Annotated in this window: 10 protein-coding genes; 3 read left to right on the top strand and 7 right to left on the bottom strand. The window is 64.1% G+C overall.

Going from position 1 to position 13,610, the window contains the following annotated elements; translation table 11 throughout:
• Positions 1-143 precede the first annotated feature (143 nt).
• On the top strand, positions 144-1,121 hold the full coding sequence (locus tag NUW50_RS17420; protein WP_258290436.1) for a response regulator: 978 nt from the start codon (positions 144-146) through the stop codon (positions 1,119-1,121).
• Complete coding sequence (locus NUW50_RS17415; RefSeq protein WP_258290435.1) at positions 1,118-1,459, top strand: Hpt domain-containing protein; 342 nt, start codon at positions 1,118-1,120, stop codon at positions 1,457-1,459. The genes NUW50_RS17420 and NUW50_RS17415 overlap by 4 nt, the downstream gene beginning before the upstream one ends.
• Before the next feature lie 9 nt (positions 1,460-1,468).
• Here the strand turns inward: NUW50_RS17415 and NUW50_RS17410 are convergent, their stop codons facing one another.
• From NUW50_RS17410 to NUW50_RS17380, 7 genes are all read right to left on the bottom strand, one after another.
• Positions 1,469-1,840 carry a response regulator gene (locus NUW50_RS17410; RefSeq protein WP_258290434.1) on the bottom strand — a complete coding sequence of 124 codons (372 nt, stop codon included), beginning with the start codon at positions 1,838-1,840 and terminating at the stop codon, positions 1,469-1,471.
• A 26-nt stretch (positions 1,841-1,866) separates the two neighbouring features.
• Entirely contained in the window at positions 1,867-3,513 is a 1,647-nt protein-coding gene (locus NUW50_RS17405; RefSeq protein WP_258290433.1) for a PAS domain-containing sensor histidine kinase, read from the bottom strand.
• A gap of 153 nt (positions 3,514-3,666) precedes the next feature.
• Entirely contained in the window at positions 3,667-6,768 is a 3,102-nt protein-coding gene (locus NUW50_RS17400; RefSeq protein ID WP_258290432.1) for a CHASE domain-containing protein, read from the bottom strand.
• Positions 6,769-7,293: 525 nt separating this feature from the next.
• Entirely contained in the window at positions 7,294-8,115 is an 822-nt protein-coding gene (locus NUW50_RS17395; RefSeq protein WP_258290431.1) for an inositol monophosphatase family protein, read from the bottom strand.
• Positions 8,112-9,167, bottom strand: coding sequence for an ABC transporter ATP-binding protein (locus NUW50_RS17390; RefSeq protein WP_443135119.1), 1,056 nt, complete (start codon positions 9,165-9,167; stop codon positions 8,112-8,114). The genes NUW50_RS17395 and NUW50_RS17390 overlap by 4 nt, the downstream gene beginning before the upstream one ends.
• Positions 9,164-11,356, bottom strand: coding sequence for an ABC transporter permease (locus tag NUW50_RS17385; RefSeq protein ID WP_258290430.1), 2,193 nt, complete (start codon positions 11,354-11,356; stop codon positions 9,164-9,166). Before NUW50_RS17385 ends, NUW50_RS17390 begins: the two co-directional genes overlap by 4 nt.
• Before the next feature lie 48 nt (positions 11,357-11,404).
• Positions 11,405-12,427 carry an ABC transporter substrate-binding protein gene (locus NUW50_RS17380; protein WP_258290429.1) on the bottom strand — a complete coding sequence of 341 codons (1,023 nt, stop codon included), beginning with the start codon at positions 12,425-12,427 and terminating at the stop codon, positions 11,405-11,407.
• A 159-nt stretch (positions 12,428-12,586) separates the two neighbouring features.
• Here NUW50_RS17380 and NUW50_RS17375 point away from each other — a divergent pair, with 159 nt between their 5' ends.
• Positions 12,587-13,603 carry a LacI family DNA-binding transcriptional regulator gene (locus NUW50_RS17375; RefSeq protein ID WP_258290428.1) on the top strand — a complete coding sequence of 339 codons (1,017 nt, stop codon included), beginning with the start codon at positions 12,587-12,589 and terminating at the stop codon, positions 13,601-13,603.
• The last annotated feature ends 7 nt before the right edge of the window (positions 13,604-13,610 follow it).

Below are 13,610 nucleotides of genomic sequence, written 5' to 3'. Positions count from 1 at the left end.
GCGGACACGCGCTTTGCACCGCTTTATCCGATAAGTTGACATACTTTTGCCAGAGTCACCCTTCAGGTTGAAACAAGCAGAAGGAACACGTCACTGCCATAGAGTCTCGGTCAAGAGGCATTGGCAGGCAGGAAGGGCAGGCTATGAAAATTCTCGCCGTCGATGACGATCTCATCATACTTGAATTGCTGAGAGAGTTTTTTGCGGTGATCGGCGAGCACGAGCTGATCACGTCGGATTCCCCCGAGGAAGCTCTGATGATCGCCAGCACGACACCGGACATCCAATGCTTCCTTCTGGATATCCAGATGCCGGGCATGGATGGAATCGAACTCTGCCAGGCGCTTCGGAAGATGCCGCGGTTCAAGCGGACCCCGGTGCTGATGCTGACCGCGATGTCGGAAAAGCGCTATATCGACAACGCCTTTGCCGCCGGTGCGACCGATTACGTCACCAAGCCCTTCGAACTGTCCGAACTGCAGGGCCGCATCCAGCTGGTCGCCTCCCTCGTCCAGGAGCGGCGCAGCGGCTCCGAGCGGGCGGCGGTCTCCTATCCGGGCCGCAACCGCGTCCGCCGGATCGTTCCGCAGCTGACGCTCGACCAGCCGTTCGAGATCAACGACGTCAAAGGCGTCATCGAGGCCCATGCGCTCGAGAACTACCTGCAGAAGCTGACCCGCAGCGCGATGTTCGGCTCGACCATCTTCGCCTTCGCGATCCGCGACGTCGAGAAACTGTTCCACAGCATCAAGCCCTATGATTTCCGTGGCGTGATCTCGGACGTGGCCGAGGCCCTGTCCGACTGTCTGGTCGGCAACCAGTTCCTGATGGCCTATCTCGGCAATGGCCTGTTCGGCTGCGTCACCGAGGATGGATGGATGCCGGACCTCGACGATTTCGTGTCGCGGACCCAGATCGAGATCCTGAAGATGGGGCTCTACAGCAGCGATGGCACGCCGCTGGACGTGGAAGTGGTCCACGGCAAGGCCCTGCGGCTTGACTGGCGCTCCAGCAGCTCGGTGCTGACCGCCTTCGAGGATATCGTGGACAGCGCCCGCCACGCCGCGCTCTGCGCCAGCGCCCAGCGTCAGTCCCGCTGGCCGCTGCGGGCCACGGCTTGAACAGTCTTGCTCATAAGCTGCCCGGGATCGCCCGTATCCGCGAGCGGTTCCTGGAGATGCATGACGAGAGACATGACGCTCTCGAGGACGCGCTGACCTTGATCAGCTCGGGCGAGGATTGTCAGCAGGCCCTGCTGACCGCCCGCGACATCCTGCACAAGATCGCCGGTTCGGCCGGCTCGCTGGGCTTTGCCGACCTCGGCGAAGCGGCGGGCAAGGCCGAAACCGTGGTGCAGGAGCATATCGACACGAATTTCCGTGATCAGACCCCGGTCACGGAGGAACTGGACCGGTTCCTCGAGCTGTCGATCACCTATTGCAGCACCACCGCCGAGTGACGCCCGGCGTCACGGCCGCTCCATGATCGCCTGCACCTGATCGGCCAGGGTCAGGGCATCGAAGGGCTTGACGATCACATCCTTGGCACCCTTCTCGATGAGCGACTGAATCTCGTGCGGCTGCGCACGCGCCGTCATGAAGATCGCCGTCGTGGTCTCGAGCCCCGGCAATTCGCGCAGGCGGCTCAGAAGCACGTCGCCGCTCATCCCGGGCATCATCAGGTCCATCAGCAACACGTCGGGCGCGAACTCCTGTGCCGTCGCCAGCGCTTCGAGCGGGTCCGAGCATTGCTTGACCTCGAACACCCCGGGGAGTTCCAGGGCCATCAGCGCGATTTCAAGGATATCCGGATCGTCTTCGACGTGGAGCAGTTTGATCATGTTCAATTCCAGGAGATCTGGCCGGGCTATCCGGCAACGACATGGAGCTTCTTGGGCCAGGAGGCATTGACCGCGCGCGGCAGCGAGAAGGACACCGTCGTTCCGACGCCCAGGGTGCTGCTGAGTTCGGTGGTCCCGCCGTGTTTCTCGACGATGGCCTTGACGATGCTCAGACCAAGACCCGAGCTGTCGCGGTGGTGGCGATCGGCATTGCTGGCCTGCTGGAAGCGGTCGAACATCCGCGGCAGGTCTTCTTCGGGGATCCCGATGCCGTTGTCGATGATGCTGACCTTCACCACCTCGTCTTCGACGGCAATGGCCCCGACGACTTCTGAGCCCTTGTCCGAGAACTTGCAGGCGTTGGACAACAGGTTGGTGATCACCTGAAGAATCCGCGCGGCGTCGAAATCGGCCAGAGCAGGGCTGTCGGTGCCCTCCAGCCGGACCGTCACGCCATATTGGTCCGCATAGGCCTGGTTCGCCGCCTTCGCTTCGATCAGAACCTCGCAGAGATCGCCGACCTCGCGACGGAATTCCATCTTGCCTGCTACGATCTTTTCGAGATCGAGAATGTCGTTGACGATCAGCACCAGCCGTTCCGCGTTGCGGTGCGCGATGGCGACAAAATCGCGGGACTTGTCCGGCAGGGTCCCGGTCGCACCCGACAGAAGCAGCCCCATGGCACCCTTGATCGCGGTCAGGGGCGTGCGCAGTTCGTGGCTGACGGTTGCGATGAATTCCTCGCGGGCACGAGCCAGTTCCACCTCGCCCGACATGTCCCGGAAGATCGCGAAGCAGCGCCGCTCTCCGGATTGCAGCGTGATCATCTGAAGCCCGGCGTCGAAGGTCGCGCCCATGTGCATGAAGCGCAGCACGACCTGTTCGGTCCCCGGTTCATCCAGCTGGCGCAGACCGTCGCGAAGCCGGTCGATATCCAGATCGAGCGGCACATCGGACACCGACTTGCCGAGATAGGTATCTCCGGACCAGCCGACGGTCTCCTTGGCGGCCCTGTTCATGAAGACCAGTTCCAGACTGTCGGGCATGAACATCACCACCGGCTCGGACAATCCGCGCAGCGCGGCGACGGTGTCTATGGCGGCCGCGGCGCGGCGCATCTCGGTCGTGTCGGTGCGGACGGCGATCGTGCCCTGCCACCTGCCCTGATCGTCGTCGCGCGGCAGGATCGTCGTCTGGCTGTACATGATGCTGCCATCCTTGCAGCGCATGCGGGTCTCACCGCTCCAGGACTCGCCGCGTCTCAACCTCTTGTTGATGTCCGTATAGAATGCCGCGTCCTTTTTCTCGTAGAACTCGACCGGCTCCTTACCGATCACGTCCTCCGGAGCATAGCCTGTGGCGTCGAGGAATTTCTGGTTCACGTAGCAGATGCGGGTGTCGCTGTCGGTCATCGACAGGATCGCATGGTCGTTCAGGGCCTTGGCTTCCTGCTCCAGCTGGTGCTGCTTCTTGCGCAGGCTGCTCTGGGTGCCGCGCAGCCTGAGGATCGAGGTCAGGATCATCGAGGTGCATCCCGCAGCCAGTGTACCGATGGCAAGATTTGTCAGCGGCGGGATCGACACGAACGGAGCAACCGCCATCAGCGGAATGGTCGCAAGGACGCTGCAACTGCCAAGGATGGCAACCCGCAGGGTATTGTTATCGGCACTCATCGACACAGTACTACTCCCAGATGTACTCAAATGCTTCCGTTCCACCTGTCCATGGACAGGTGATCGCGTCGGCCGGTCGTTCACCACCCATAGATAATCCACGGCGGGTTGGGTGTTTTGTTGACGGAAACTTGGCGCTGCCGTGACGTAACGTCACTGCTGTGCCATGGCCATCTCTTCCTTCAGCCACGAAACCACCTCCGGCGTGCTGTTGTCCGATTTCATCTTCGACGTCCTGATCCGCCGATCCGCATCTATCTTCTCGTTCGACGACAGGACCACGACCCTTGCCTGCGGCTGCTTCAGGTCGATGTCGTCCAGCAGATAGCGGGCCTGCTCGTCGGAAAAGCTCCAGTCGAGAATGATGACGTCATAGGTGCCTTCCTTGAGCGCCTTCCGGGCCGCGGTGACATCGGCAACCGACACCACCTCGGCCACCCCTTTCAGGCTGGCGCGAACCGCGGCGGCGAACTGGGCATCCTTTTCCAGGTGCAGGATCGACTTCGACTCGGCTTGCGGCTCGGGCTTCGGCAGCGCCGGCGGCATGCGCTTGGACTGCACCCTGGGGATCGCCAGCGGACAGGTGAACCAGAATTCCGTCCGTTCGCCCGGAACGCTTTCGAATCCGATCTCGCCGCCCATCCTCTCGACAATCTGCTTCGAGATGCTCAGCCCGAGCCCGGTGCCGCCCTTGCGCCGGGTATCCGAGGAATCGGCCTGCGAGAACCGATCGAAGGCGTTGGCGCGGAAACTGTCGGGCACGCCTTCGCCATGATCGACGACGCTGAACCGGGCAACGCTGCCTTCCACCTTGAACGACAGTTCCACCGTGCCCTCGGGGTAGGAGAACTTGCAGGCATTCGACAGCATGTTCGACAAAACCTGACCGATGCGGACCAGATCGGCGCGGACCGTCGCGTCCTTCCGCGCCGCCTTCCAGACGATCCGGACCTTGTGCTTGTCGGCCATCGGCCGGATGTGCAGTGCGGCGTCCCGGATCAGCTGGTTGCAGCTGATGTCCGCATACTCGAAATTCTCCTTGCCGGCGGAGATCTTCTCGAGGTCGAGAATGTCGTTCACCAGAAGGATGAGCCGGTCGGTATTCATCGCCGCGATCTCGATCAGGCGACGGGTCGAGGGTTCAAGCGGCGCCAGCCGCGAGTCGGACACCAGCCCCAGGGCCCCCTTGATCGAGGTCAGCGGGGTGCGCAGTTCGTGACTGACCGTCGCGATGAACTCGGTCTTGATCCTGTCGACTTCCCGCTGATGGGTGACATCGTTGATCTGCAGGATGTAGATCTCGCCGCCTTCATGCACGTCCACGACGCAGGACACCTTCACGTCGCCCCAGCGGACTGTTCCGTCCTTCCGGATGATCCGATGCTCGCCGCTGTAGGATTCGTTCGCCAGGCCCTGAAGATTGGCGATCTTGATCAGCAGGTCCTCGACCTCATCCTCGGCGAACAGCCGCACGAACTGGAAGCCGTCCAGCTCGTGCTCGCTATAGCCGGTCATGTTGCAGATCGCGGTATTCGAGTCGGTCAGGCGCCCGTCGAGATCCATCACCGCCATCCCGACCGGCGCGTTCGACAACACGAGCCGGAAGCGGTCCTCGCTGCGGGCCAGCGCCTCGCGCGCCATGATCAGCTCTGTCACATCGGTCTGCACGCCGACATAGCGCAGCGCCTTCCCGTCTTCGTCGAACTCGGTCACCACGCCGTCCGAATGCATCCAGCGCCAGCTGTCACCGAACTTCACCCGGTACTCCGAGATCGATCTCTGGGTGCGGCCCGCGATGCATTCCCGATCGGCATGGATCAGGAACGGCAGGTCATCGGGATGCACGCGCGACAGGAAGTTCTTCTGCGGGTCCAGGTTCGGATCGTCCAGCGGAAGGCCCATCAGTTCCAGCCAGGTATCCGACACCACAGATGTGTTGGTCTTGAAGTCGATATCGTAGATGCCGATCTCGGCCCCCTTCAGGGCCAGGTTCCAGCGCACACCGCTCTCGACCAGCGCGCGGTTGGCCAATGTCTCGTCGGTCACATCGACGATCAGAACCGATTGGCGCTTCTCGCCCTCGCCGTCGGTCCACAGGTTGCGATGGATGTCCAGGTAGAGGCGCTTGCCTCGTTGCGAATGCGCCGTGACCAGGCTCCGCTGCGCATGGGTGCCCTGTATCGTCTCGTCGATCAGATCGGACAACTGCATCTTGCGCAGCGTCTGCTCGTCACGACCGAACAGCTTTTCCGCCACCGGGTTGGCCTGAAGGATGCGGTCCTCGCCATCCAGAACCAGAATGCCGACCAGTGCATTGGCCACGATGGAACGGTTGTGGTCGAGGACCGCCTTGATGTCGCGGGTCTTCTTCTCGACCTGCTCCGAGACCAGCCGCTGCCGTTCATGGGTCGAGCGCAGGTAGAGATGCAGCAAGACCGTCAGGCCCAGCCAGGCAATCAGGAACAACCATTTCGCATAGCGGTTCTGCGACAGGTCGAAGGCCGGCGTGCTGACCCATTCCAGCTCCCAGGTCCGGCCGTAGACCGGCAGTTCGGTGCGCCGGACGAAATCACCACCGGGAGCGTCCGGATCATGAGGGGTTGAATCGAAGATGACCTGGCGTTCGGGCGGGGCGTCGGGATCGATCACCCTGAGATCGAACAACCTGTCCTGGCTGGCAGTCAGATCGGACAGCAACGAGGTGCCCAGGTAGGGCGCATAGACCCAGCCCAGGAAGGCGCGGCGGCGCTCGGCAACGGTGCTGATCGGCATCTGGCGCTGGTAGAATGGCCGCATCAGCAGGAATCCCGGTTCACCCTTCGCGTCCTGCACGAGCTGGATCGGCTGGGTGGCTTGCGGCAATCCGCTGTCACGGCTCGCCATCGCCGCGGCCAGACGCCCCTCTTCAAAGGAAATGTCCAACCCGCGCGCCGGGGCGTTGGTCTCGATCGGTTCGATATAGGTGATGACCAGCTTCTGGTCCCTGCCGGTCTCGGGGTGGATCACGAGGTCGTCGACGCCTTCCTCGTGCATCAGCTTCTGGAACTCGTCCAGCTTGCTGCTGTCAACCATGACGATGATGCCAAGCCCGGTCAGCCCCGGCAGGTTTTCCTCGATCTTCAGGGCCGAGACATACTGGCGCCAGTCCTGCGCCGTGACATTGTCCGAGGCTTCCAGCAGGCCCGCCAGCCCGTTGAGCGATTGCAGATAGCTCTGCAGCCGACCATGCAGCGCCGACAGGTTGTCATTGGTCACGGTCGTAAAGGCGGACTCGCCCCTGGAGCGAATGATGGAGTCCACAAGCAGAAAGACCGCCAGAGTCAGGACGAGACTGAGGAGTGTGATCGCATACCGGAATATGAGGCTTGCGCGTCCGCCGAGCATTCTGCCGTACCTGAATCTTCGGTGATCTTCGTGTCACCCATGATCGTTATTCATACCGCATAAGGCGAGTGGCGCACATCCAACTATCCATTAACGTACGGTCAAGGCGTCGAACATTCCGGTGCTGATGCATTTTCGCAAACACTGGCGCCGCGCCGGTCCGGGCGCTGGCGGGGGACCACGACACGGGATCGGAGCGGTCAGGAAGCGGCTTCCGGGCCGAACACGGCAGCAACTCCGAACAAATTGTGGATAGACCCGTCCCCCACCACAAGATCGGGTGGGGTGGCTTCGTGCATTACCGCACCGACGCCGAAACTGCGATCCGGGGCACTCTCCCGCCCCGAAGGCAGGGAGAGCGCAGGATGCGCTGTGCTCACGGTTTACGCAAAACCGCTATTCCGGCGGCATTGTCCAGAATTCGTCGTCCTGAAGCCGGCAGATTTCCAGGATTTCCTCGTAGTCGCCGGGCCGGGCGCCCAGGACCGGGGCCGGCCGCAACAGTCCTTCGCCCGCCGGGAACGGCAGAACCAGCCCGCCGGCCTCCAGGATCAGGCAATAGCCCGCCATGCAGTCCCAGGCGCTCATCCGCGGCTCGACATAGCCGATCAACCGACCCGCCGCGACCCAGGCAAGCATCAGCGCGCCCGAGCCATAACGCATCCAGCTGGCCCCGGCAGACATCAGCGCGTCGAGCGTCGTGCCGACACGCGCCGCCGGAACCCGATCGTTCGCGCCGAGCCCCAGAAGCCCGCTCCGCAGGTCGAGACTGTCGGACACCCGGACCGCGCTGCCGTTCAACGTGGCCCCCTGCCCTCGCGCTGCGACGAACATCTCGCCCAGAACCGGTGCGAAGATCACGCCGATCAGCGGTCCTTCGTCATCGCAGGCCCCGATCGAGACGCACCAGCCGGGCAGACCGTTCAGATAGGGTGCGGTGCCGTCGATCGGGTCGATGACCCATGTCAGCCCACTGCCGCCCGGGCTGAGACCATGCTCTTCGCCCAGTTGCGCATCATCCGGAAATGCCTGCGACAGCGCATCGCGGATCAGCGTTTCGACCGCGCGGTCGGCCTCGGACACCAGGTCGGTCGGGTGCCGCTTTGTCTCGATCACCAACGAGTCCCGGGCGTGGAAATGCTCCAGAGCGAGGGCGCCGGCGCGGCGGGCGATCGACTCGGCCCGCGCGACGCGGGCGGAAATGTCGAGACTGCTCATGAGACCAGCGCCAGACCGCGATTCCGGAACCCTAACGCGACGCTGGTGCCGGTCGCGATCGGCTGGGTGGCGCCGGCGTCGATGGCGAAGAGCCGGCCGAGCGTGGTGTCGATTTCGTATTCCACGTGATCTCCCAAATAGGCTGAGGACGTAATGCGTCCGGGAAAGCTGGCATCCTCGGCCGGGGTGACGCTGATCGCATTTGCCCGCACTGCCAGCTTGGTCGGCCCGGGCTGCGCACCACGGGCGGGCAGGTTCTGTTCCAGTGCCGCAATGCGGATCGTCGCGATGTCTTCGGCGACCGAGACGACGGTGCAATCCAGAACGTTGGCCTCTCCGATGAAATCGGCGATGAATTCCGAGGCCGGGCTTTCGTAGAGTTCTCGCGGCGCCCCCATCTGGGCGATGCGCCCCGCCTGCATCACCACGATCTGGTCCGAGACGGCAAGCGCCTCTTCCTGATCGTGGGTGACATAGACGGCGGTGAAGCCCAGCCGCTGCTGCAACTCGCGGATTTCGGTGCGCACCCTCCGCCGCAGCCGGGCGTCGAGGTTCGAAAGCGGCTCGTCGAGCAGCAGCACCTGCGGCTCCAGCACCAGCGCTCTTGCCACCGCCACGCGCTGCTGCTGGCCTCCGGAAAGTTCGGAAGGCAGCCGGTCGCCCAGCCCGCCAAGACCGACCAGGTCGAGGCCCTTCGCCGCCGCCTCTCGCGCCTCCACGGGCTTCATGCCTCCGGATTCGAGACCATAGGCCACGTTCTGCACGACCGACATATGCGGAAACAGGGCGTAGCTCTGGAACACCATCGAGACGTCCCGCCGGTTCGCCGGGAGCCGGGTGACATCCTCTCCGCCGATCAGGATGCGGCCCTGGGTCGGGCTTTCCAGACCGGCCAGCATCCGCAATGTCGTCGTCTTGCCGCAGCCGGAAGGGCCCAGCAGCGTCACCAACTGCCCCGGCTCGATCTGCAGGTTCAGTTCGGGGATGGCGGTGAAGCTGCCATAGTCCTTGCGCACGCCGTCAAACTCGACGGCCCCACGGGTCATGGTCATGCAGTGACCTCCTTCGGTTCGCGGCGGGCTTCGGGACGCCGCAGGCGGCGGTCGCCGACCAGAAGCTGGAAACCGCCGATGACGGTGATCATCACGAGGATCAGCACCGAGGAATAGGCAATGGCGATGCCGTATTCGCCGTTCTCGACCAGACCGACGATATAGGCGGTGGCCATGTTGTACTTGGCGGAAACCAGAAAGATCACCGCCGAGATCGAGGTGATGGCGCGCACGAAGCTGTAGACCAGCGCAGCCAGGATCGCCGGACGCAGCAACGGCAGGATGACCCGGCGCAGAGTCCGGCCCGAGGTCGCGCCCAGCGTCAGCGACGCCTCGTCCAGCGAACCGTCGAGCTGCGCCATCGCCGCGACGCCGCCGCGCACCCCGACCGGCATGTTGCGGAAGACGAAACAGGCGATGAGGATCAGCGCGGTTCCGGTCATCTGCAGGGGCGGCAGGTTGAAAGCCATGATGTAGCTGATGCCGATCACCGTGCCGGGAATGGCGAAGCTCATCATCAGGGCGAATTCGAACACCGTCTTGCCCGGGAAGTTCTGGCGCACGATCAGCCATGCGGTCAGCAGCCCGACGGCTGCCGTCAGCGGCGCGGAGATCAGGGCAATCTTCATCGTGGTCCAGAAGCTGTTCCAGGCGACGCCGGTCCAGTGCCAGCCGTCCACGAAACTCACCCCGAAGGCACGGATGTAGTGGTCGAAGGTCAGCGAGTGATCCAGGCCCCAGACCTTCACGAAGCCGCCGAACAGGATCATCGCATAGACCGAGATGGTGAACACGCTCCAGCCGATCACCACGATGGTCACCGGCCAGGCCACCCGCGCCGGCAACTGGGCCGGGCGGCCGCCGTCGCCCTTGCCGCCGACGGTGGCAAAATTGCGCCCGGCCAGCCAGAAGCGCTGCGCCAGAAAGGCGGACAGCGTGAACATCAGCAGCACCGTGGCCAGCACCGCCGCCCGGGCCGGATCGTTCTGCGCCCCGACCACGGCAAAGAAGATCTCCGTCGACAACACCCCTCCGGACCCGCCCAGCACCAGCGGGTTGCCGAAGTCGGCCATCGACTCGATGAAGCCGATCAGGAAGGCATTCGCCAGTCCGGGCGCCATCAGGGGCAGCGAGACCTTGCGGAAGGTTCGCCAGCGCCCGGCGCGCATCGTCTGCGAGGCTTCCTCCATCGACGGGCTGACGCCTTCCACCACACCGATCAGCACCAGGAAGGAGATCGGCGTGAAGCTGAGCACCTGCGCGATCCAGATCCCGGTCAGACCATAGAGCCAGCGCCCCAGTTCGCCGCCGGTCACCGCCTCGATCCAATGCGTGACGGTGCCGTTCCTGCCCAGCATCATGGTCAGCGCCAGGCCGACCACGAAGGGCGGCGTGATGATCGGCAGGACGGTCAGCAGGCGCAGGGATTTCTTGAACGGGAACGCGGTGCGGGTCGCCACCAATGCGAAGGCGAGACCCAGAAGTGTGGTGCCGGTCGCGGTGCAGCAGGCCAGGAAGAAGGTGCGCCAGGCCACCCCGCAGGAACCGCCGGACAGGCAGCCGAGGCTCCAGATTTTCGGATCCACGATGTTGTGCAGCACGCCATCGGCCGTGAACGAGCCGTCAAAGTCCTGGAATGCCCCGGTGAACATCGAGATCAGCGGGTAGAAGACGAAGGTGACAACCAGCAGGATCAGCAACGAAATCGCGCCGAGCACGAAGGCATCCCCCTTCAGCGCCCCCCGTTCGGCCTGGCCGAAGGCGATGAAGGCGGTGAATGCCAGGACCAGGATCATCGCGCCGGCGCCAAAGGCCGGCTGCCCCGCGACATCGCCCAGGGCCTCGAGCCGGCCCCAGTTCCAGCCGCGCAAACCGATCGACAGCCCTTCGACCAGCATCCACAGCAGGCCCGAAGCGCCGGTCCAGACCAGGGCACGCCCCCGTTGTTCGCCCGGCGCACGGCCAAGCCGCAACCAGATCGCCAGCGCAAGAAGCACCAGCACGGGCCAGATCTGCCAGCGCCCGGTCGCCGCCTGCACCAGCCCCGGCCAGAGATCGGATTTCGACATCATGTCGCCGATCCAGCCAAAGCCGAAGAAACCGCCGCGGACCCGATACCAGGGCAGCAGCGCCAGCGCGACCAGCGCCATCAGGATCACCAGATCCAGCCGTCGGTTGTCACGGTTCATAGGAAAACGTCCAGTGCGAACGGGGCGCCCAAAGGCGCCCCGCCATCCTCATTCCGCGGGCTTGCCGCCGATTTCGGCATCCCAGCGTGCCAGAAGCGCCTTGCGCTTCTCGGACGAGCCATAGACCGCGAAGTCATAGTCGATCAGCTTGATCGTCGACAGGTCCGGGGCTTCCTTCGGCGCCTTGGCGTTCTTGTTCGACGGGATCTGGAACGAGCCGGCCTCGGGCATGACGCCCTGCACTTCCGGCCTCAGAACCCAGTCATAGAAGGTCTTGGCCTCTTCGACATTCTGCGCGCCCTCGACCAACGACATCGAGCCGATCTCGTAGCCGGTGCCTTCGCAGGGCGAGCCGACGGCAATCGGGAATCCCGCCACCGCCTGTGCCACCGCGTCATGCTGGAACACGATGCCGAGGCCGGTCTCGCCACGCGCCGCCGCCTTGACCGGGGCCGAGCCCGACTTGGTGTATTGCGCCACGTTCTCGTTCAGCTTGCCGAGAAATTCGAAAGCCTCGTCCTCGCCCATGATCTGCACCAGCGTGGCGAGTGTGGTATAGGCGGTTCCCGAAGAGTTGGGATCGGCGATCTCGATTTCCCCCTTCAGCGCCGGGTCCAGCAGATCGGCCCAGCATTTCGGCGGGGTCAGCCCCTTTTCCTTGAAGATTTCGGTGTTGTAGCCCCAGCCCAGGGCGCCCGAATAGACCCCCACGGTGTGCCAGCCGGACACCTCGGCCTGTTTCACCGCCCAGGGCTGCAACTCGTCGAGCATCGGCGACTTGTATTCCATCGTCAGCCCGTCATGCGCCGCCTGCAGGTGAGGGTCGCCGGTGCCGCCCCACCAGAGATCGGTCTGGGGATTGCGTGATTCGGCCCGGATCTTGGCATAGGCCTCTCCCGAGGACAGGCGCACCATGTTCACGTCGATGTCGGAATGGCGGGCCTCGAACTCGGTGACGAGTCGTTCGCAGATGACCACATCCGCCGAACAGATCAGGTTCAGTTCTCCCGCCGTGGCCACGCCGGCCGAAAGCGCCGTCGTTCCCAGCAAGGCAATCGCAAGTTTCTTCATCTTGTCTCCTCCCTAGTGCAGATGCTTGCACACCTGTGCATCAAGTTCGGATTGAAATCTCGCGTTGTCAACAAGGCATTTTCTCGCTACCCATGACGGCCAAAGTTGGCGCGTTGAACACCTTTGCACACAGGTGTTCACAGCAATTGGAGAGCATTCATGGCGCGGACATCGGTCAACGCGAAGGACGTCGCGGACCTCGCCGGTGTCTCGCGGGCCGCGGTGTCGCGCAGCTTCACGCCCGGTGCCAGCGTCTCGGCCGAGACCCGGGCCAAGGTGTTCCAGGCCGCCGAGACGCTCGGCTATCAGGTGAATCACCTCGCCCGCGGGCTGATCCGGTCCGAGACCGGTCTGGTGGCGCTGATCGCGGCCGAGATCAACACACCCTACCGCTCGAATATGCTCGCTGCACTTACCGCGCGCCTGCAGGAAGCGGGCAAGGTGGCGCTGCTGATCAACACCGACCGATCCGATGCCAGCGTCGAACGCGCCCTTCGCCAGGCGATCAGCTATCGCACCGACGCCGCCGTGGTGATGTCGGGAATGCCGGCGCGCTCGCTGGCCGAGACCTGCCTGCGGAACGGCATGCGGCTGGTGCTCATCAATCGCGACGAGGAACGCCCAGGTTCGATCCGCATCCAGCTCGACGATGCCGAGGCCGGCCGGCAGGCCTTCGCGACGCTCGTCGCGGCCGGGTGCAAACGGCTGGCTCTGGCCACGTCGCAGGCCGGCACGCCCAGCCTGGCGGGGCGCGAGGAAGGCTTCAAGGCCGCCGCCAGCGAGGCGGGTGTCGATCTGACCGTCGCGGCGCTCGGCATGACCTCGTATCAGACAGGCCTCGACCTCGGCACCCAGTTGATGGCCCGGCCCGACCGGCCCGACGGTGTATTCTGCACGACCGACCTCCTGGCCTGCGGGGTTCTGGACGCGGCGCGGCATCGGTTCGGGTTCCAGGTCCCGCACGAGCTGTCGGTGATCGGTTTCGACGACATCGAGGAGGCCCGCTGGGAAAGCTACGCGCTGACCACCTTTGCCCAACCGGTCGAGGGAATTGCGGACGCCGCCGTGGACTGGCTGAAGCACGCGGAGGATCCCAAGGAGTCGGCGACAACCGTGTCGCTGCCGGCGCGGATGATCTGGCGCGGCACGGTCAGACCGTTCCGCAACCACGACTGAGGTCGCG

The organism is Frigidibacter sp. ROC022 (assembly GCF_024723735.1).
In the GTDB taxonomy this organism is placed as follows: Bacteria; Pseudomonadota; Alphaproteobacteria; order Rhodobacterales; family Rhodobacteraceae; genus SLM-1.
The sequence above is the reverse complement of the archived record's forward strand: the minus strand, read 5'-3'. Positions and strand labels throughout refer to the sequence as shown.